Origin of the sequence: Kribbella sp. CCNWLW201 (genome assembly GCF_037203805.1) — a bacterium.
In the GTDB taxonomy this organism is placed as follows: domain Bacteria; phylum Actinomycetota; class Actinomycetes; order Propionibacteriales; family Kribbellaceae; genus Kribbella.
The window spans coordinates 216,831-236,742 of record NZ_JBBCBQ010000006.1; the positions used below are offsets into that span (position 1 = coordinate 216,831).

A 19,912-nucleotide genomic window follows, 5' to 3' on the forward strand; every position below is an offset into this window, starting at 1 on the left:
CAACGGTCGGCCGGCCCGGATCATTCCCATTTTGGCATGCCCGAGCCACATGTACGCACCTGACAGCACCGTCATGACAGCCTGTCATCGAGCGTTCACAGATCACGGTGTGTCGCGATCGGCCTGGTCTTGGACGTGCCAAGTTCACAGCGAGTTGCCAGGATTCGAGGATCAGTTCTTCAGCAAACCTCCCTAGCGTCAGCGTCCATGGTGCTACCCCGCCACAAGCTCCGTGGCCTCAGCGTGCTCAACCTGGCCCTGGTGGCCATCGTCCTGGCCATCGCCATCACGGCGTACTTCCTCTTCTTCCGCACCGACGAGCCGGCCGCGAGCGCGACGCGCCCGAGCGTGGCCGTCGCCCGGGGCGAGGTGACCGCGAGTGTCGGTTCGAGCGGCACCCTGCAGAGTTCGCAGACGGCGTCGCCACAGTTCGAGACGTCCGGCACCGTGACGCAGATCATGGTGAAAGTCGGCCAGGTGGTCGCCAAAGGTGCGGCGATCGCGAAGATCGACCCGTCCGCGGCCGAGCGACAGCTCCGGATCGCCGAGCAGAACCAGATCGCCTCGGCGAACTCGGTCGATGCCGCCGAGGAGTCCCTGAGTGACGCCCAGGACGCCTTGGAGGCCGCCGAAGAAGCCTCCGCCTCGCCCACCCTGACACCGACCAACGGCCAGCAGACCCAAAGCACCCAGAACCAGGGCCAGAGCCCCGAGGTCGCCGTCAGCAACGCCGAGGCCAGCCTGGCCCGGGCCAAAGCGGACAAGGAGCAGGCCGACCAGGACGTCGAGGCGGCCCAGGCCGCAGTCGATGCGACCACGCTCAAAGCACCCATCGCCGGCACGATCACCGCGATCAACGGCTCGGTCGGCTCGGTCGCCGGCGGCTCGAGCTCCAGCTCAGGCAGCGGTTCAGGGTCGACCTCAGGTCAAGGTTCAGGCTCAGGAACCACCTCGAGTACGACGACAACCTCATCCACAGGTTTCGTCGACCTCGCCGACCTCAGGTCGCTCCAGGTGGTCGCGGCCTTCCCCGAGGCGGATGCGATCAAGATCAAGGCCGGCCAGTCGGCCACCGTCACCCTCAACGCCGAACCCGGTACGACGCTGACCGCCTCCCTCGCCTCGGTCTCGCCGACCCCCACGACCACCAACGGCGTCGTCTCGTACTCGGCCACCTTCTCGCTGACGAAGATCCCGGCGAACGCCCGGATCGGGCAGACCGCGAACGTCACGGTGCAGACCGCCAAGGCGGCCAACGCCCTGTATGTCCCGAGCACCGCGATCGCCACCAGCGGTACGACGTACACGGTCACGCTGGCCGACGGCGGCGGGACGCGGGAGGTGCAGATCGGCGTCCGGGGTGACAGCTACACCCAGATCACCTCCGGCCTGACCGAGGGCGAGCGGATCGAGCTGCTTCAGGGCTCGATCGGTACGACGACCAACCAGAACGGCCGGACCGGTCAGTTCCCCGGCGCTGGTCAGGGCCAGCTGCCCGGTGGCGGCCAGTTCCCCGGAACGGGCACCGGAGCCGGGGGCACCCGTGGCCGCTGACGCCCTGATCGACATCCGGGACGTCACCAAGACGTACGGCGCGGGTGAGACCGCCGTACACGCCCTCCGGGGTGTGTCGCTGCGGGTCGAGGCCGGTGAGTACGTCGCCGTGATGGGTTCGTCCGGATCCGGCAAGTCGACGCTGATGAACATTCTCGGCTGCCTCGATGTCCCGAGCCGGGGCGAGTACTGGCTCGACGGCAGCAACGTGGCCCGGCTGACCGAGGACCAGCAGGCGCTCGTCCGTGGTCGCAAGATCGGGTTCATCTTCCAATCCTTCAACCTGATCCCGCGCACCACGGCATTCGCAAACGTCGAGTTGCCGCTCACCTATGCGCACCTCCGCCGCGCCGACCGACGACGGCGGGCGGCCCGGGCGCTGGAGCTGGTTGGGCTATCGGACCGCGCCGACCACCGGCCGAACCAGCTGTCCGGCGGTCAGCAGCAGCGGGTGGCGATTGCCCGCGCGATCGCCACCGGTCCGCGGATCCTGCTCGCCGACGAGCCGACTGGGAACCTCGACGCGCACTCGACCGACGAGGTGCTCGGCATGTTCGACCAGCTCAACGCCGACGGCCGGACGGTTGTGGTGATCACCCACGAGAACGACGTGGCGGCCCGGGCGCGCCGGCTGATCCAGGTGGCTGACGGCCGGATCGTCGCCGACGAGGTGACCCGCTGATGTCACCCCGCGATCTGTTCGGAGCGGCCCTGCGGGGACTGAGCGCGAACAAGCTCCGCTCGCTGCTGACCGTCCTCGGCGTCTCCATCGGCGTCGGCGCCGTCATCGTGCTCGTTGCAGTCGGCAACGGCTCCGGCAAGGCCGTCCAGGACCGGCTGGAGGCGATGGGGACCAACCTGCTCACCGTGTCCACGACCGGCGGTGGCGGCGGTTTCCAGCGCGGCCAGGCCGGTCCATCGGCGCAGCAGTACAGCCTCACCCTCGAGGACGCGGCAGCACTCGGCGACGAGAACCTCGCGCCCGACGTGGCCGCGGTTGCCCCGGTCATGACCAGCTCGGGTACGGCGACCAACGGCGACACCAGCTACACCGTCAACCAGGTCATCGGTACGACGCCGGGGTACATGCCGGCCACCAACACACCGGTCCAGCTCGGCCGGTCCTTCACCCAGCAGGACGTGGACACCTCGCAGCGGGTCATCCTGCTCGGGCAGACCGCCGCCACCGAGCTGTTCGGCCGACCCGGGACGGCGGTCGGTCAGACGATCAAGCTCGGCGCGGTCGACTTCGTCGTACTGGGTGTGCTGGCGAGCAAGGACAGCACCGGGTTCTCGGACCCGAACGCGACCGCGATCGTGCCTATCAGCACGCTGCGAGCGACCCAGGCCGGGTACGGCGCGCTGAACCAGATCGTCGTCCAGGCGGCGGACAAGGATCGGGTGGACGTCGCGCAGGCCGAGGTGACGCAGTTGCTGACCGCGCGGCACGAGGTGCCGGCCGACCAGACGTCGCCGTTCCGGATCACCAACTCGGCGCAGATCCTGCAGACCAGCCAGGACACCGCCGCGACCTTCACCGCCCTGCTGGCGACCGTGGCCGCGATCAGCCTGGTCGTCGGCGGGATCGGGGTCACCAACATCATGCTCGTCACGGTCACCGAGCGGACCCGCGAGATCGGCATCCGCAAGGCGCTCGGGGCGCGGCGGCGGACGATCCTCGGCCAGTTCCTGATCGAGGCGACGCTGCTGAGCCTGATCGGCGGCGCGGTCGGCGTGGCCGCCGCGCTGATCCTGACCCGGTTCCAGCTGGCTGGGGTGCAACCGGTGCTGGTGCCGTCGTCGATCGCGCTCGCCCTCGGGGTGTCCGCGGCCGTCGGCCTGTTCTTCGGCAGCATGCCGGCTCACCGAGCTGCCGGTCTTCGTCCCATCGACGCACTACGTCACGAGTGAGAGGCATCGCCGAATGAGTAACCAACAGCCCGATGAGTTCGCCCAGATCGGGTCCGACGAGGAGGTCGACGAGGCACTCAAGCCGAAGAAGACCCTCAACCTGCCGCTGGCGACCGCGATCCTGGCCGGCATCGTCGTACTCGCCGTCGGCCTGGCCGGTGGGGCGGGCCTGCACGCTGCGTTCGCCTCGGACAGTACGACGTCTCAGCAGGCCGGCCGTGGTCCCGGAGCCGGGTACGGCGGCTTCCGCGGGCAGAACGGCACAGGACAGGGACCGGGCGCAGGTCAGGGCGGCGCGACGATCGGCACGGTGGTGTCGTCGACCAGTTCGCAGCTGGTGGTGAAGACCCAGTCCGGCGACGTCACGGTCAAGCTCACCGGCGACACGACGTACGAGATCAGTTCGAAGGGCACCGCCGCCGACCTCAAGGCCGGCGAACAGGTCGTCGTGAGCGGCCAGTCCACCGACGGCTCCATCACGGCCACCACAGTCCGCCAGGGTGCCTTTCCCGGCGGCTTCCGCACCCCCGGCGCAACCCCCTCCCGCTAACCCCCGATCCGTGCGCCCGGCCCCACACCCCGGCCGGGCGCACGCGGGTTGCTCGCGGGGGTCAGATGAGGGTGGGTTGGGTGTTGCCGGCTTCGGTGATGCCTCGGCGCATGTCGACGCGGGACAGCAGGATCAGGCCGATGACGAAGAACAGGCCGAGGGCGACGATTGCTGGCCGGTAGGAGCCGGTGATCTGGTGGACCAGGCCGAAGACGAGGGTGCCGAGCCAGGAGGTGCCGCGCTCGCCGGCCTGGTAGAGGGAGAAGTACTCGGCCTCCCGGCCCTCCGGGATCAGCTGGCTGAAGGCCGAGCGGGACAACGCCTGGGTACCGCCGAGGACGACGCCGATCGCCACGCCCATCGCGAGGAACGGCACGATCTGCTTGGCCGGCAGCATGAAGCCGGCGATCACGATCAGCATCCAGAACACCAGCCCGCCCATGATGGTCCGCTTGGTGCCGAACCGCTTCGCGAACCGCCCGAACGCCAGCGCCCCGAAGAACGCGACGAACTGCACCAGCAGGATGGTCGCGATCAGCACCTGGGTCTCGAACCCGAGCTGCTTCTCGCCGTACGTCGACGAGACCGAGATGACGGTCTGGATCCCGTCGTTGAAGAACAGGTACGCGACCAGGAACAGCAGCGTCATCGGGTAGGTCCGCATGTGCCTGAGCGTCGCGGCCAGCTGACCGAAGCTCTGCCGGACCAGGTTGCCGCTCCGCACCGGTACGACGTGTACCGGCGGCCGGTTGCGCAGTTTCACGAACGGGATGAACGTGAACGCGCCCCACCAGAGCCCGGCGGACAGCAGGCTGAGGCGGACCGCCGTACCTTGGCTGAGGCCGAGCGCGTCGTGGGCGGTGACCACGGCCAGGTTGATCGTGAGCAGGATGAAACCGCCCAGGTAGCCGAAGGCCCAGGCGCGGGACGAGACGTCGTCACGGTCGTCCGGACCAGTGATGTCGATCAGGATCGAGTCGTAGACCACCAGCGACGAGCCGAGGCACAGGTTGCCGATGAACAGCAGCAGCGCTCCGAGCTCCCAGCGGCCGCCGCCGACGAACACCATGCAGCAGGCGGCCAGCGCGCCCGCCCAGGCGAAGCCGCACATCAGCAGCTTCTTGCGCTCGAGCCGGTCCGCGATCGCGCCGACCACGGGCAGGAACAAGGCCGACACCAGGGTCGCGACGGTGACGACGTAGAAGGCGAGCGAGCCGGGGGAGATGCCGAGGCCGAGTACGTCGAGATTCGTGTGGCACGGCTTGTCCGACGTACCGACGTATCCGCAGGCAGCGGTCTCGGCGACCGAGGTCAGGTACGGCGCGAAGAGCACCGTGCCGACGGTGGTGACGTAGCCGGAGTTGGCCCAGTCGTACAGGCTGAAACCCCAGTACTCACGCTTGTCGACCGCCGCCGGGGCGGAGAGAAGTCCCATGCGCAGGAGTGTGTCAGGTCAGAGGTACGAAGCGGCGTACCCGTGGATAACACTTCAGTGCCACTGGCCCCGCTCGATCAGGACGTCGCGGAGCAGGTCGGTGCGGTCGGTGATCAGGCCGTCCACGCCGGAGTCGAGCAGCCGATGCATGTCGGCGGGGTCGTCGACGGTCCACACGTGCACCTGCTTGCCCAGGGCATCCGCCCGCTTGGTCAGACCGGGTGTGAGCACTCGTAGCCGGCCGTAGCGTTCGGGGATCTGCAGGCAGGCCCCACCCGACTTCAGCGGGAACGGGAGGAACCGGATCAGTGCGGTCTCCCAGTCGCCGTACCCGGTGCACAGGGTCGGACCCAGTTCGCGGCGGATGCGCCGTACCCGCGACTGGGAGAACGACGAGACGCAGACCCGGTCGATCGCGTTGGCCGCACGCAGTACGGCGGCAGCCGGCTTGAGCCCGTTCTCGGCCTTGATGTCGAGGTTGAACTTGGTCTGCGGGAAGTGCTCGAGCAGCTCGTCCAGGCGGGGGATCGGCTCGTGGCCGTTGATCTTGGCCTTGCTGACCTCGGACCAGGGCAGCTCCGCGACCACGCCGGTCCGGTCGGTGACCCGGTCGAGTTTGCTGTCGTGGAAGGCGATGACGACCCCGTCGCTGGTCGCGTGCAGGTCGGTCTCGAGGTACCGGTAGCCGAGCTTCACCGCGTGTTCGAAGGCGCGCAGCGAGTTCTCGTAGCCGACGTTGTCCGGGTGCAGCGCACCGCCACGGTGGGCCATCGCGATCGGCCCGTCGTGGTCGAGGTAGGGGTACACGACTGGAAGTATGTACCGTTTGAGTGGTGACGGTACTCAGCCCCCGCCCCGATCTGTGGACCCTCGACCCCGATGTCCTGCACCTGAACCACGGTTCGTACGGCGCTGTGCCGCGCCGGACCCAGGACGTGATGGCCGCCCTGCGCGCCGAGACCGACGCCAATCCGATGCTGTGGTTCCGCTCGGTCGCCGCCCGGCTGACCACGAGCCGCCTCGCGTTGGCGTCGTACCTCCAGACCGACCCGGAGGGCTTCGCGCTCGTGCCGAACGCGAGTGCCGGGGTCACTGCCGCGCTGGCGACTCTGCCGATCCCGGCGGGCAGTCGGATCGTCCTGACGAACCACGCATACGGCGCGGTGCGGTACGCCGCCGAGCGGTTCGCGAGGGTCAACCAGGCCGAGGTGGTCGTGGTCGACGTACCGCTGGAGGCCGATGACGAGACCGTGGTGGGGCTGATCACGACCGCATTGGACGAGGCCGCCGTACTGATCGTGGACCAGATCAGCTCGGCGACGGCGATGGTGTTCCCGATCGCGGCGCTGGTCGACGTGTGCCGGGAGCGGGAGGTCGCGGTCGTGGTCGACGGTGCGCACGCGCCCGGGCTGATCGACGCACCGGCGGCCGACGGGGCCGACTTCTGGACCGGGAACTTCCACAAGTGGCCGGCCTCGCCGCGGGCAACAGCCGGTCTCGTGGTGGCGGAGAAGTGGCGTACGGCGACGCTCCCGCTGATCGTGTCGTGGTCGGAGCACGACGAGCGGCTGCCCGAGCGGTTCGACATGCAGGGGACGTACGACTACGCCCCCTGGATCGCCGCGCCGGAGTCCCTACGCGTGCTGGAAGAGCTCGAATGGCCGGTACGGCGCTCGCAGTTGAGCGACCTGGTCGACGAGGGTGCCCGGGTGGTCGCGAAGGCGCTCGGGACCGGGGTCGCGGAGGTGGTGCGACCGGCAGCGACCATGCGATTGGTGGAGCTGCCGTCGAGCGTTGACCTGACGAATGCCGAGGCACTCAAGATGCGCGTCTCCCGGGAGCTGAAGGCGGAGATCACGCTGACCGGGTTCGACGGCCGTGGATTCATCCGGCTGTCCGCGCACGCCTACAACTCGCTCCGGGACTACGAGGAACTGTCGGAGCGGCTGCCTAGAGTCCTCGCGTGAATGACATCCGAGGCTCCTACGACACCGTCGCCCCCGACTACCACGAGATCCTCAAGGACAACCTGAAATCGAACCCGTACGACCGGGCTGCGTTGGACCTCTTCGCCGAGCTCGTCCCGGCCGGACCCGTCGGTGACCTCGGCTGCGGTCCCGGGCGGATCACGACGTACCTGGCCGCGCTCGGCCTGGATGCCTTCGGCATCGACCTCTCACCGGAGATGGTCGCGTTGGCGCGGACGACGTACCCGGAACTGCGCTTCGAGGTCGGGTCGTTGTTCGATCTCGATCTCAAGGACGACGAGCTGGCCGGAGCCCTCGCGTGGTACTCACTCGTCCACACCCCACGCGAGGATCTCCCGGCCGTCTTCACCGAACTCCACCGAGTCATACGACCCGGCGGCTACCTCCTGCACGCCTTCAAGGTCGGCACCGAGACTTACCACCTCTCCACCGCCTACGGCCACGACCTGGACCTCGACGTCTACTGCTACGACCCGGCCGAGATCACCGGGCTCCTGAGTGACGCCGGCTTCACCGAGGCCGCCACACTGACTCACGCTCCGCTCGAGTACGAGAAGCAGCCGCAGGGGTACCTCCTTGTCCGCAAACCCGCCTGAGTTGGTTGCTCCTGCTGGGGCGTCTGCCTGGGTGCGGGTCGGTTCGGCCTAAGACGGGTCGTGGTTCCGCGGTCTCCGCTGCGTGATGGTGCTAGTCGGTGCGGTGTGCGTCAAGGGCGCCTTCGGCGTCCGCTTCGCGGATCGAACAAGTTCGCCCCTTGACCCACACCGCCCCGACCAGGGAAGGCCGCAGCTACGCGGATCCCGCGGGAAGAGCAGCCCGAACAGTTGGGGATCTGGTCGGTCGAGGCGACCCTCATCCGTGGGGATCGCCCTTGAGTTGTCGTGGATCGGTGCCGAGGGCAACGGGTTCGCCGAGTCGTGGATCTCTGCTCCAGATCCTGCCGGGCGACGACAGGAATCCACGACTCGGCGACCGATCGGGCCGGAATCCCGGGATGCGGACGGTTTTGGTCGGATGGTGGTCGATTCGCGTGAGAGCCGGGGCCTCGTACATCGGGTGGGGGCCTCGGACACCTGGTCAGATGTCCGAGGCCCCGGGAAGGTGTTCAAGGTCGGTCGATTTGCACCAAAATCCCCCGGATCCAGGCCGGCCCACCGGATCCACCCCCGAATGCGACCACTCGGGTGAGCAGCTCCGGGATAGCTGCGTCCTTCCCTGGTCGTGGTGGTGGGTGTCAAGGGGCGAACTTGTTCGATCCGCGAAGCGGACGCCGAAGGCGCCCTTGACGCGCGCCGCCACGACTAGCACGATCACGCAGCCCGGAGCCGCGACACCACCGTCGCCCTTCTCGCAGCACCCGGCAACCACAGCCGCCTTCTCGCAGCACGCACCACGACAACCGCCGTGCCGCAGCACGCACCACGACAACCGCCGTACCGCAGCACGCGCCACAACAGCCGCCGTACCACGACCGCCGTACGACGACCGCGTCAGCCTTTGATTGCGCCTGACGTCATGCCGGCAACGATCTGGCGGTTGAAGAAGAGGAACATGATCAGGGGCGGGATGGTGATCAGGAGGATGTCCATGAAGAGGAGGTTGTACTGGGTGCTGAATTGGCCGGAGAAGTTGTAGAGGGTGAGCTGGACGGTTGCGTTCTGGTCGCCGGGGAGGAAGTAGAGCGGGTTCACGAAGTCGTTGAAGACGTTGACCGACTGGACCACCACGACGGTGATGATGACGGATCTGAGCAGCGGGAAGATGACCCGGAAGAACAACCGCAGCGGCCCGGCGCCGTCGATGATCGCGGCTTCGTCGAGTTCGCGTGGAATGGTCGCGACGAAGGCCCGGAACAGCAGGATGCAGAACGACAACCCGAACGCGATCTCGATCAGGATCAACCCCGGCATGGTCTTGAACAGCCCGAGTTTCTGCAGCACCCAGATCGTCGGTACGACGGCCGGCGGGATGATCAGCCCGGACAGCACCAGGAAGTTGATGAAGCCGTTCCACTTGCTTTTGCGGCGTTGCAGCACGAAGCCGGCCATTGCCGCCAGCACCACCATGCCGGCCACACTGGCCACGGTGAGGATCGTCGAGTTGATGAAGGCGATCACCAGCATGTAGTCGCGGGCCTTCACCACCTCGACGAAGTTCTGGACGAACTGGAACTGGTGGGGCCAGGCGAAGTCGAGGTCCGCGGCCTGCTGCCGGTCCTTCATCGCGGTCAGCACGATGAACGCGAACGGGATGACGAAGACCACGATCGAGGACACGATCGCGACCGCGCTGAGCAGGTAGCTGCGGCCCGGTCTGTGGTTGACGAGCTCGGCGGTGCTCACATGTCCACCTCCTTCCGGTTCAGGAACCACGACAGCGGCAGGATGATCGCGGTGACCACCACGAACAGGATCACGTTGCCGGCCGTCGACAGGCCGTAGAACCCGGCCTGGTACTGCTTGTAGATCACCGACGAGATGACGTCCGACGTAAACCCGGGGCCGCCACGCGTCATCGCCCAGATCAGCTCGAACGACCGCAGGCCGCCGATCAGCGACAGGATGATCACGGTGACTGTGGCCGGCTTGCACAGCGGCAGCACGATCCGCCGGAATGACTCGAACGACCCGGCACCATCCACCCGGGCAGCCTCCATGTACTCCCGTGGGATGGACACGATGCCGGCGATGTAGATCAGGGTCGCCAGCCCGACGCCCTTCCACACGTCGACCAGGGCGATCGACATCAGCGCCCAACTCGGGTCGGTCAGCCACCCGGGTCCGTCGATGCCGATGACGCCGAGGGCGCCGTTGATCAGGCCGCGTTCGGGGTTCATCAGCACCTGGAACAACAGGCCGACGCCGATGGTGCTGACCAGCACCGGGAAGAAGACGACCGACCGCAGATACCCGCGGCCGATGATCCGCGACGTCAGCAGTACGGCGAGCAGCAGCCCGAGCACCACCTTGGACCCGGACGTCACCACCGCGAAGATCAAGGTGTTGGTGAAGCCCTTGACCAGCGCCGGCTCCTGGAAGAACAGGACGAAGTTGTCGAACCCGATGAACTTCGACTCGAACAGACTCCACCGGGTCAGGCTGTAGTAGAAGGACGCGAAGGTCGGGATCAGGAACAGCACGGCATAGATCACCGCGGTCGGCAGGTAGAACCAGAACGAGTACGGCGTGTATCGCTTCCCCCCGGCCGCGGATGCGGCCGGGGTTGCGTCACTGCGCGACTTCAGACGAGCCGAGGTGATGGTCACAGGAACCTCACCAACCCGCCAGTCCGAGTTGCTGGGCCTGCTTCTTCACATCCTCGTCGTACCGCGCCGCACCGTCCTTGGCCTTGCGGATCCCGGATCCGACCTCGACCGTGATCTGCTCGAGCGAGGGGCCCTTCACCGGCGACAGGAACTCCAGCGCCAGGCTGGACGCCCCCGGCTTGTCGAGGTAGGGCTGCATGTCCTTGATGGCCTGCGGTACGTCGGCCGGCAGTTCACAACCCTTGACGGCGTACGGACCGGTCGGGGCACCCGCCTCGGACTGGGACTCGCAGCCGTCCGGGCTGGCCACGAAGGCGAGGAACTTCTTGGCCGCGTCCAGCTTGTCGCCCTCGGTCGTCTTCGGGATGTAGAGACCGCCCGGGGTCCACAGCGTCAGGCCGTTCTTGGACGCGTCGTCACCAGGCAACGCGAACAGTCCGACGGTCTTGGCCGCGTCCGGGTAGGTGGCGATCATGTTCGCGACCACACCGGACAGGATCGGGTAGTGCGCACCCTTGGCGGTGGCAAGCATCTTGAGGCCGTCGGGCAGCTTCGCCGAGGCGAAGTCCTTGTTCTCATAGCCCATGTCGTGCACCTGCTGCGTGTGCTCGAACCCCTTCAGCGCGGCCGGCGACGTCGCGTACTTCGCCTGGTTCTTGGTGTACTTGTCGGCGAAGTCCGGCTCGGCGGCGGACACGTTGTGGAAGTCACCGAGGACGAACAGCTGCGACGTCCAGGTCTCGCCGTACGTCTGGATCACCGGTGCGACCCCGCCGCCGGATGCCTTGATCTTGGCGTTGTTGGCCATGAACTCGGCCCAGGTCGCCGGCACCTTCAGCCCGAGCTTCTCGTAGACCGGGATGCTGTAGAGGACCGCGCCGCCCATGAAGCCGCCGACGGGCGCGCCGTACACCTGCCCGTCGGCGGTCACGGTCTTCTTGAAGTTGTCGTCCAGGTTCGCGACCCACGGTTCGTCGTTGACCGACAGCAGGTTCTTCGACGGCGCGATCGCGTTGAACAGCGATCCGGTGTTGTAGTTGAAGACGTCGACCATGTCGCCGGTCGACAGCCGGGTCTTGACGATGTTGTCGCCCTCGGTACCGCCCGGGCGGGTCTCCACCTTGACCGTGATGCCGGGGTTCTTCGCGGAGAAGTCCTTCGCGAGCTGCTCGGCCTCCTTCACGTCCTGGTCCTGGTTCGTGGTCAGGTAGGTGATCGTGACCGAGGCGCCGCTCGAGTCGTCGCTGCTGGATCCGAGACTGCCTGCGCTGCACGCGGTCAGGGCGAGTGAGCAGACCGCGAGGACGGCCAGTCCTCTCGTACCTGGGCGGAACGTCATCATGACCTCCAAGGGATGTTTCTTCAGGGCATCTGCATCGGGGCGGGGGTCGGTAGGGGTGTGGTCAGTTGTTGTCGAGCAGGGCGTCGAGCTTGGCCTGCAGGGCTTCGGCGCTGGGGGTGAAACCGCGTGGGCTGATCGCTTCGACCAGCTCGGTGGCCGGCTGGTCCAGGTACCGCTCCAGCCGCGCCGCGAGTTCGGCGTCGTCCGCGACGACCTCCGTCTCCTTGGCGGCGGCAACGATCGTGTCCCAGCTGGATTCGTGGTCCATCAGCTGTCGGATGCTGGGCTCCGCGGGCAGCGCCGGCGTCTCGGCAGCCGGGTCAGCTGCGGTCCACTCGTGTGTCCCGTGGGCAACCTCGACCGGTGCACTTTCACCCGGTACGTCGACCTGCGCCCGCGAACCCACCGGCACGGTCACGCTCAGCCGGACCTGGCCGTCGGACCGCGTCCACGACACCGCGGCCTCGCCGTACGGCGTGAGGTGCTTAGCCGACGCGCTGGTCAGGTGCGAGGTGTAGAGCGGGCGTACGACGATCGTGCGGTAGCCGGGGTCGCCCGCGGCCAGACCGGCGACGCGACGGTGCATCCAGTCGGCGACCGCGCCGAGGGCGTAGTGGTTGAAGGACGTCATCTGGCCGGGGTTGATGCTGCCGTCGGGCAGCATGCTGTCCCAGCGTTCCCAGACTGTCGTCGCGCCCATCGTCACTGCGTACAGCCAAGAGGGGCAGCCTGTCTCTAGCAGGAGGCGGTACGCGAGGGCGGGATGTCCGGAATCGGCCAGCGCGTCCGCCATCAACGGCGTACCGACGAATCCGGTACTGATCCGGAAACCCGCCGTACGGACCAGGTCGGCCAGGCGTTCGGCGGCACGCTTCCGCTGGGTCTCCGTCGGCAGCAGGGCCCACTGCAGAGCGAGTGCATAGTTCGTTGCCGCGTCGCTCAATACGCGGCCGCCCTCGGTCGTGTACTCGGCCGCGAACGCCTGCCGGACCCGTGCGGCCAGGTCGGCGTACTCGCGCGCCAGTTCCGCGTCGCCGACGACCTCGGCGGCCTTCGCGACGACCTCGGCCGACCGGGCCAAGTGCGCGGTGGCGAGGACGTCCGGGTCGGCCTTGGCGCGGAACGGGTTGTCCGGCGGCGCGGTCGGGTCGAGCCAGTCGCCGAACTGGAACCCGCCGGACCACAGCAGATCGGCACCGGCCAGCTCCACCATCTTGTCCACCCAGCCGCGCATACTCGGCAGCTGCCGAGCGAGCAGCGCGGCGTCACCGGTGCGTTCGTAGATGACCCACGGCACGATCGTTGCCGCGTCACCCCATGCGGCCGTGGCCGGCCCGGTGTGCTTGAGCACATCCGGTACGACGAACGGGACCGAACCGTCCTTCTGCTGCTCGGCCGCGAGATCGGCCAGCCAGTTGGTGAGGAACCCGGCCGTGTCGAACAGGAAGCTCGCGGTGGGGGAGAAGACCTGGATGTCACCGGTCCAGCCGAGCCGTTCGTCGCGCTGCGGGCAGTCTGTCGGTACGTCGACGAAGTTGCCGCGCATACCCCACACGACGTTCTCGTGGAAGCGGTTGAGCAACTCGTGCGACGACTCGAACCAACCGGTCCGGCGCAGGTCCGACCCGACCACGACGGCTTCGAGATCGTCCTTTTGCAGATTGTCGACACCAGACACCTCGGCGTACCGGAAGCCGTGGAAGGTGAGCGGCGAGTCGAGCGTGACCTCGTCGGGTCCGGCCAGGATGTACGAGTCGGTCGCCTTGGCGGTGCGCAGCGGGCGAACGCCGAGTTCACCGTTCTCCAGCACCTCGGCGTGACGCAGTACGACCTCGTCACCAGCGGCGCCGCCGCGGACCTTCAGCCGGATCCGGCCGACGACGTTCTGGCCGAAGTCGACCAGGGTCCTGCCGGACGGCGAGGTGCTGATCTCGACCGCAGGGACGACCTCGGTGATGCGGACCGGCGGTCCGTCGGGTGCGACGAGCAGGCTGAGGTCCGCGTCGAGTACGTCGACCGGGGTGGCCGCGCCAGTTGTCCGCCGCAGGTCCGTGCTCTGACCGTCGTACAGGTCGTCGGCGATGATCGCGCTCTCGCTCGCGGTCCAGGTGTCGTCGCTCTCGAAGACGTGGACGGTGCCGTCGGCGGTGGTGACCTCGAGCTGGGCGAGTACGGCGATGCGATCGCCGTACAGGGAGTTCTTGCCGTGGAAGCCAAGCCGGCCGCGGTACCAGCCGTTGCCGACCAGGAACTCGAGCCGGTTCTCGCCGGCGCGGACCAGGCCGGTCACGTCGTACGTCTGGTAGCGAAGCCGCTGCTGGTACGCCGTCCAGCCCGGTGCGAGCTCGTCGTCGCCGACCCGCTCGCCGTTGAGCTCCGGGAGGTAGATGCCGTGCGCGGTGGAATAGAGCCGGGCCTTCACGATGTCCGCAGGCAGTTCGAGGACGCCCGCGACCAGGGGAGCGGGGGAGCCGTAGGCGTTGTCACGCGGGCTCACGAAGCGCGCGGTCCAGTCGGCGGCGCTGAGGAGACCAGCCTCCACGGTGGCGGGCTCGCTCCACTCGCTCCAGTCCTCGTTGCTGCGGACACGGACGCGGACCGAGGCGGACTCGCGCGACTTCAACGGGTCGCCCGGCCACGGGACGAGGATCTGATCGGGGGACTGGACCGTGTACACCTGAGCCGTGCCCGTGGTGACCTCGACCTCGTACGCCGCCTGCGTGTACCCGGCGTCAGCGGTCGGGATCTGCCACGACAGCCGGGGCGTCGCGGTGCCGATACCCAGCACGGGCCCGGCATCGGTGCGGTGTTCGAAGCGGAGTGAAGTGGGTGCGGCGAGGTTCGACATGAGACTCCAACCGACGAGTGAAACGATTCATTAGGTGCTGTGGCGAAGGGCCTCGGTCTGTTTCGGATTGATGGCGGGGACGTTTCGCCTGTCCCCCGATCCTGAAGCCGCCAATCGCTGGGGACTAGCCCGAAGTGCACTCGTGGTAGCACAAAATGCACCTCGGGTCCTATCGTGAGGCATGGCCGACGAGCCCGTGACCCACAAGGGGACGCTGCTGCACTTCGTCGAAGGGACGGTCGTGCACGCGGGTCCCCACCTGCACGAGAGCACCCATCCGCTGCACACGCACAGCTTCTTCGAGATCGCGCTGATCACCGGCGGCGCCGGGGTTCACCACAGTTCGGCCGGCCGCCAGCAACTCGAGGCCGGCGACATGATCCTGCTCCGGCCGGGCGTGTGGCACCAGTACGACGAATGCCGTGGACTGCAGGTCTACAACTGCTGCTTCTCGGCCGACCTGATCCAGCGAGAACTGGCCTGGACCCGCGAGGATCCCTTACTGGGTTATCTATTGTGGACTGGGCCATTCTCGGCGCAGCGACGCGGCATGCTCACTGCGCACCTGGACCCGCCGACGGTCAAGGAAGGCCTGGCTCACCTCGAAGAACTCCGGCAGCTGCGCAACGAGTCGGTGAGCCGGCATCGTGGAGACATCGTCGGCTGGCTGTCGCTGTACCTGAGTTGCCTGGCGCGGACCGTCGCCGAGCACGGCGAACGCGGTGAGCAGACGCATCCCGCCGTACTGGATGCGATGCGGATGATGGAGGCCGACCCGGCGCGGCAGTGGATGCTGTCCGATCTGGCGCAGGAGTTGCATCTGGCGCCTGGGTATCTGGTCCGGCTGTTCAAGTCGACGACCGGGTTGCCGCCGATGGCGTATCTGTCCCGGCATCGGGTCGAGCTCGCGGCTGACCAGTTGCTGCACACCGACCTGCCCATCAGCCGGATCGGCGAGTCCGTGGGCTGGCCGGATCAGAACTACTTCGCCCGGCGATTCAGGTCGCACTACGGGCTGAGTGCGTCGGCCTATCGGCAACGTTTCAACACGCGGAAGCTCAGTCCTTCCGCGCACTGATCAGGAGTTCGATGCCGTCGAGGATGCGGTCGAGACCGAACTCCAGGCCCTGGTTCTCGCTGCCCCCGGCGGTCTGCAGCGCCGCGGCCAGGCTCGGGAACCGGGCGGCCTCGGTGCTGAGGATCTCGGCCAGGGCCTGATTGATGTGGTCCTCGGTGAGACCGGTCGTGATGGTCTGCTGGGCGAGATTCCGGACGTGGCTGGTGAGGACCAGGACCGAGTCGAACTGTTCGCCGCCGTCGAGTCCGGAATCGGCCAGCTTTTCGACCCCCCGATCCATCCAGGCCAGCTCGTTCGGGCCGAGCAGGCGGCGGCCGATGGTGGACTGCAGTAGCCACGGGTGCTTGGCGAAGGCTGCGTAGAGGTCGAGCGCCCAGGTCTTCAGCGCCTCGCGCCACGGCAGGTCGTCGTGCTCAGGTGGCGCACCGATCGCCAGGTCACTCATCACGGCGACGAGTTCGGTCTTGCCCGGGACGTAGCGGTAGAGCGCCATCTTGGTCACTGGCAGGTCGTCGGCGACGCGTTGCATCGAGACCGCGTCCAGACCTTCGGTGTCGGCGATCCGGATCGCGGCCTCGGCGATCCCGGCCAGCGTCACGGCCGGCTTCGGGCCGCGGCTCGGCTGCTGCGACCGGCCCCAGAGCAGTTCTCTCATGACATCCCTTCCGTCCGAGCTTGAACTGTGTCTACCATACACATTACTGTGTCCGGCAGACACAATTAACTCTGGAGGCGATGATGAAGGTTCTGGTGTCGGGAGCGAGCGTGGCCGGTCCGGCGGTGGCGAACTGGCTCGGGCGGTACGGGTACGACGTCACGGTGGTCGAGATCAGCCCGGCCCTCCGGGAGGGCGGCTACGCAGTCGACTTCCGCGGGCCGGTGAACCTGGAGGTCCTGTCCCGGATGGGCGTGCTCGAGGACTTGAAGGCCCGGCAGACGGGTGGCAGTCCGATGCGGTTCGTGGACTCGGCCGGCCGGCAGTTGATGCGGCTGCCCGGTGAGTTCGCCGGGGGAGAGCTGGAGGTACTGCGGTCGGACCTGTCCCGGGTGTTGTACGAGCACTCCAGCGACAAAGCGTCGTACCGGTTCGGGGACTCGATCGCGAGTCTGACCGAGCACGCGGGTGGGGTCGACGTGCGGTTCGAGAGCGGGATCGGGGAGACGTACGACCTGGTGATCGGGGCGGACGGGCTGCACTCGATCGTCCGGCGGCTGGCGTTCGGTCCGGAGAAGGACTATGTGCGCCATCTCGGTTACTACATTGCCGGCTGGGAACTGCCGAACACGCTCGGGATCTCCGGGGATGCGTTGCTGTACAACGTTCCCGGACGGGTGGCGAGTGTCGGCCCGGACCGGCGGGATCCGGCGATGGCGGGGACGATGTTTCTGTTCAAGTCGCCGGAGCTGTCCTATGACAGGCGGGATCGCGAGCAGCAGAAGGCGATCATCGCGGCCGCGTTCGCGGATCTGGGCTGGCATGTCCCGCAGTTGCTCGAAGGGTTGCCAGCGGCAACTGAGTTGTACTTCGACTCGATCAGCCGGGTCGACGTGGACCACTGGTCGACCGGGCGGATCGTGCTCCTCGGCGACGCCGGGTACGGCGCGACAGTCGGCGGCATGGGCACGAGTACGGCGGTCGTCGCGTCGTACATCCTGGCCGGGGAGCTGGCCACGGCGGGCGGTGACTACCGGGCGGCGTTCCATCGTTACGAAGCGCGGTTGTGCAAGTCCGTGTCGAAGACGCAGTACGGCGGCAACCGGACCGGGAAGTTCCTTGCCCCGGGCACCCGTTTCGGCATCGCCGCGCGGAACCGGCTGCTCTCGCAGCCCTTCCTGCTGAACCAGATGCTGAAAGCCGGTCAGAAGGTCAGCAACCTGGTCGAACTCCCGGACTACTCAGTCGAGCAGCGGCAGTTTGTGCAGGAATGACTCCCAGGAGTCAGGGAACCAGCCGGGAACACCGAGGACGGCCAGGTACAGCCAGATGGCGACGAGCACGCACAGGAAAAGGGCAAGCGTCCCGAGCGCCTTCAACCAGGCCGGCTGCTTACCGGTCCAGGCGGTCAGCTCCTTGACCCAGTCCTTGACCTTGTAGAGCACCCGCTGTGCCCACTCGAACTCGCTCGCCAGTACGGCGAGACCCGCGATGAACAAGGGGATGCCGCCGGGACCGGGCAACCACCCGGTCAACGGCGCGGCAATGATCAATATCCCGCCCACCACGCCCACACCGACCCGGTAGATCAGGTGCTTCTTAGGATCCGCCCGTATCCGCCGCCGCCACTCCCACCGGTCGTCCTGTGCGTCCAGCGTGATGTTGTGATCAGTGCGGTCGGGACCCCTCTTCTCGGCCACGCCCCAAGCGTACGTGCTCCGGCAACAATCCCCGCCCCACCGCGTCGAAAGCACCCCAGCCAATTTCAGGGGTTGACCCCTGAGCTTGTGGGTTGGCACCTCGCATGCAGGTGGGCCAACCCACAATTTCAGGGGTCAACCCCTGAAATGGTCGGGGTCAGAAGTTGATCATGTGGCCTTCGAGGCCGTGGAAGGCCTCCTGGAGGGCCTCGCTCAGGGTCGGGTGGGCGTGGACGTTGCGGGCCAGTTCCTTGGTGGTCAGGTCCCACTTCTGCGCCAGGGTCAGCTCGGGCAGCAGTTCGGTGACCTCGGGGCCGATCAGGTGGGCGCCGAGCAGTTCGCCGTACTTGGCGTCGCTGATCACCTTGACGAAACCGCTCGGGTCGCCGAGGCCGTGCGCCTTGCCGTTCGCGGTGAACGGGAACTTCGCGACCTTGACGTCGTACCCCTTCTCCTTGGCCTGCTCCTCGGTGTAGCCGAAGCTGGCCACCTGCGGCTGGCAGAAGGTGGCGCGCGGGATCATCACGTGGTCGAGTTCCATCGTCTCGTGCCCGGCGATGGTCTCGGCCGCGATCACGCCCTGGGCCTCGGCCGCGTGCGCGAGCATCAGCTTCGCGTTGACGTCGCCGATGGCGAAGATGTTCGGCACGTTGGTGCGCAGGAAGCCGTCGGCCTCGATCGCGCCGCGCTCGGTCAGCTTGACGCCGATCTTGTCCAGGCCGTAGCCGTCGACGCGGGGCTGGAAGCCGATCGCCTGCAGCACCTTGTCGGCCTCCAGCGTCTGCTGGTTGCCGTCCTTGCCGGTGACGGTGACCTTCACCTTGTCGCCGGAGTCGTCGATCGCGTCGACCCGGGTGGAGGTGAGCACCTCGACGCCGAGCTTCTTGTAGGCCTTGGCCAGCTCCTTGGACACCTCGGCGTCCTCGAGCGGCACCATCCGGTCCAGGAACTCGACGATGGTGACCTTCACGCCGTAGTTGGTCAGCACGTAGGCGAACTCGACGCCGATCGCGCCGGCGCCGGCGATGATGATGCTGCCCGGCAGCTCCTCGGTGAGGATCTGCTCCTCGTAGGTCACCACCCGCTCGCTCAGCTGGGTGCCCGGCAGCAGCTTGGTGGTCGCCCCGGTGGCGATGATGCAGTTGTCGAAGGTGACGGTCTCGGACGAGCCGTCGTTCAGGCTGACGTCCAGGGTGTTGGCGTCGGTGAACGAGCCCCAGCCGTCGAACTCGGTGATGTTGTTCTTCTTCATCAGGAAGTGGACGCCCTTGACCCGGCCGTCGGCGACCTTCCGGCTGCGCTGCACCGCGGTCGGGAAGTCGAAGCTGACCTCGCCGCTGATGCCGAAGGTCTTCGCCTCCGCCCGGAAGATGTGCGCCAGTTCGGCGTTGCGCAGCAGCGCCTTGGACGGGATGCAGCCCACGTTCAGGCAGACACCGCCCCAGTACTTCTTCTCGATGATGGCGGTCTTGAGCCCGAGCTGGGCGGCGCGGATCGCCGCGACGTACCCACCCGGACCTGCGCCGAGGACAACAACGTCAAAGTGCGAGGCCATGGGGTGAACTTTAGTGGGTCGCGCCAGCCCT

At 67.4% G+C, this 19,912-nt stretch carries 17 protein-coding genes; 8 read left to right on the forward strand and 9 right to left on the reverse strand.

Translation table 11 applies throughout. The annotated features are described in order from the left end of the window. Positions 1 to 207 precede the first annotated feature (207 nt). The 4 genes from V9K99_RS25080 to V9K99_RS25095 are packed head-to-tail and all read left to right on the forward strand — an operon-like array spanning position 208 to position 4,015. Entirely contained in the window at positions 208 to 1,554 is a 1,347-nt protein-coding gene (locus V9K99_RS25080; protein ID WP_337004408.1) for an efflux RND transporter periplasmic adaptor subunit, read from the forward strand. Then, positions 1,544 to 2,236, forward strand: coding sequence for an ABC transporter ATP-binding protein (locus tag V9K99_RS25085; RefSeq protein WP_337004410.1), 693 nt, complete (start codon positions 1,544 to 1,546; stop codon positions 2,234 to 2,236). Before V9K99_RS25080 ends, V9K99_RS25085 begins: the two co-directional genes overlap by 11 nt. After that, on the forward strand, positions 2,236 to 3,465 hold the full coding sequence (locus V9K99_RS25090; protein ID WP_337004413.1) for an ABC transporter permease: 1,230 nt from the start codon (positions 2,236 to 2,238) through the stop codon (positions 3,463 to 3,465). The genes V9K99_RS25085 and V9K99_RS25090 overlap by 1 nt, the downstream gene beginning before the upstream one ends. A 13-nt stretch (positions 3,466 to 3,478) precedes the next feature. After that, complete coding sequence (locus V9K99_RS25095) at positions 3,479 to 4,015, forward strand: hypothetical protein (protein WP_337004415.1); 537 nt, start codon at positions 3,479 to 3,481, stop codon at positions 4,013 to 4,015. Positions 4,016 to 4,076: 61 nt separating this feature from the next. Here the strand turns inward: V9K99_RS25095 and V9K99_RS25100 are convergent, their stop codons facing one another. Both V9K99_RS25100 and V9K99_RS25105 read right to left on the reverse strand, forming a co-directional pair. Continuing rightward, positions 4,077 to 5,450 carry an MFS transporter gene (locus tag V9K99_RS25100; protein WP_337004417.1) on the reverse strand — a complete coding sequence of 458 codons (1,374 nt, stop codon included), beginning with the start codon at positions 5,448 to 5,450 and terminating at the stop codon, positions 4,077 to 4,079. Between the two features lie 54 nt (positions 5,451 to 5,504). Beyond that, positions 5,505 to 6,257: a glycerophosphodiester phosphodiesterase family protein gene (locus V9K99_RS25105; protein ID WP_337004419.1), complete on the reverse strand. Its 753-nt coding sequence runs from the start codon at positions 6,255 to 6,257 to the stop codon at positions 5,505 to 5,507. 26 nt (positions 6,258 to 6,283) lie between these two features. On the opposite strand from V9K99_RS25105, the gene V9K99_RS25110 reads away from it, so the two are divergent. After that, a complete protein-coding gene (locus V9K99_RS25110; RefSeq protein ID WP_337004421.1) occupies positions 6,284 to 7,417 on the forward strand; it encodes an aminotransferase class I/II-fold pyridoxal phosphate-dependent enzyme in 1,134 nt (377 codons plus the stop codon). After that, entirely contained in the window at positions 7,414 to 8,034 is a 621-nt protein-coding gene (locus V9K99_RS25115; RefSeq protein ID WP_337004423.1) for a class I SAM-dependent DNA methyltransferase, read from the forward strand. Before V9K99_RS25110 ends, V9K99_RS25115 begins: the two co-directional genes overlap by 4 nt. Positions 8,035 to 8,928: 894 nt before the next feature. On the opposite strand, the gene V9K99_RS25120 is transcribed toward V9K99_RS25115, so the two are convergent. The 4 genes from V9K99_RS25120 to V9K99_RS25135 form a co-directional block, all read right to left on the reverse strand. Further along, on the reverse strand, positions 8,929 to 9,780 hold the full coding sequence (locus tag V9K99_RS25120) for a carbohydrate ABC transporter permease (protein ID WP_337004425.1): 852 nt from the start codon (positions 9,778 to 9,780) through the stop codon (positions 8,929 to 8,931). Next, a complete protein-coding gene (locus tag V9K99_RS25125; protein WP_337004428.1) occupies positions 9,777 to 10,703 on the reverse strand; it encodes a carbohydrate ABC transporter permease in 927 nt (308 codons plus the stop codon). The genes V9K99_RS25120 and V9K99_RS25125 overlap by 4 nt, the downstream gene beginning before the upstream one ends. Before the next feature lie 7 nt (positions 10,704 to 10,710). Next, positions 10,711 to 12,045, reverse strand: coding sequence for an ABC transporter substrate-binding protein (locus V9K99_RS25130; protein ID WP_337004430.1), 1,335 nt, complete (start codon positions 12,043 to 12,045; stop codon positions 10,711 to 10,713). A gap of 61 nt (positions 12,046 to 12,106) precedes the next feature. After that, the gene (locus V9K99_RS25135; protein WP_337004433.1) at positions 12,107 to 14,893 is read right to left on the reverse strand and encodes a family 78 glycoside hydrolase catalytic domain; all 2,787 of its coding nucleotides are present in this window, start codon (positions 14,891 to 14,893) and stop codon (positions 12,107 to 12,109) included. Between the two features lie 181 nt (positions 14,894 to 15,074). Here V9K99_RS25135 and V9K99_RS25140 point away from each other — a divergent pair, with 181 nt between their 5' ends. Next, the gene (locus V9K99_RS25140) at positions 15,075 to 15,971 is read left to right on the forward strand and encodes an AraC family transcriptional regulator (protein ID WP_337004435.1); all 897 of its coding nucleotides are present in this window, start codon (positions 15,075 to 15,077) and stop codon (positions 15,969 to 15,971) included. Here V9K99_RS25140 and V9K99_RS25145 read toward each other — a convergent pair. Further along, on the reverse strand, positions 15,952 to 16,626 hold the full coding sequence (locus V9K99_RS25145; RefSeq protein WP_337004437.1) for a TetR/AcrR family transcriptional regulator: 675 nt from the start codon (positions 16,624 to 16,626) through the stop codon (positions 15,952 to 15,954). The two genes, V9K99_RS25140 and V9K99_RS25145, sit on opposite strands and share 20 nt — an antisense overlap. A gap of 80 nt (positions 16,627 to 16,706) precedes the next feature. Here V9K99_RS25145 and V9K99_RS25150 point away from each other — a divergent pair, with 80 nt between their 5' ends. Next, positions 16,707 to 17,900, forward strand: coding sequence for an FAD-dependent monooxygenase (locus V9K99_RS25150; RefSeq protein ID WP_337004439.1), 1,194 nt, complete (start codon positions 16,707 to 16,709; stop codon positions 17,898 to 17,900). Here the strand turns inward: V9K99_RS25150 and V9K99_RS25155 are convergent. Further along, a complete protein-coding gene (locus tag V9K99_RS25155) occupies positions 17,868 to 18,326 on the reverse strand; it encodes a PGPGW domain-containing protein (RefSeq protein ID WP_337004441.1) in 459 nt (152 codons plus the stop codon). The two genes, V9K99_RS25150 and V9K99_RS25155, sit on opposite strands and share 33 nt — an antisense overlap. 157 nt (positions 18,327 to 18,483) lie before the next feature. Continuing rightward, positions 18,484 to 19,881 (reverse strand): dihydrolipoyl dehydrogenase, encoded by a 1,398-nt coding sequence (gene lpdA, locus V9K99_RS25160; protein WP_337004443.1) that lies wholly within the window; start codon positions 19,879 to 19,881, stop codon positions 18,484 to 18,486. Positions 19,882 to 19,912: the final 31 nt, after the last annotated feature.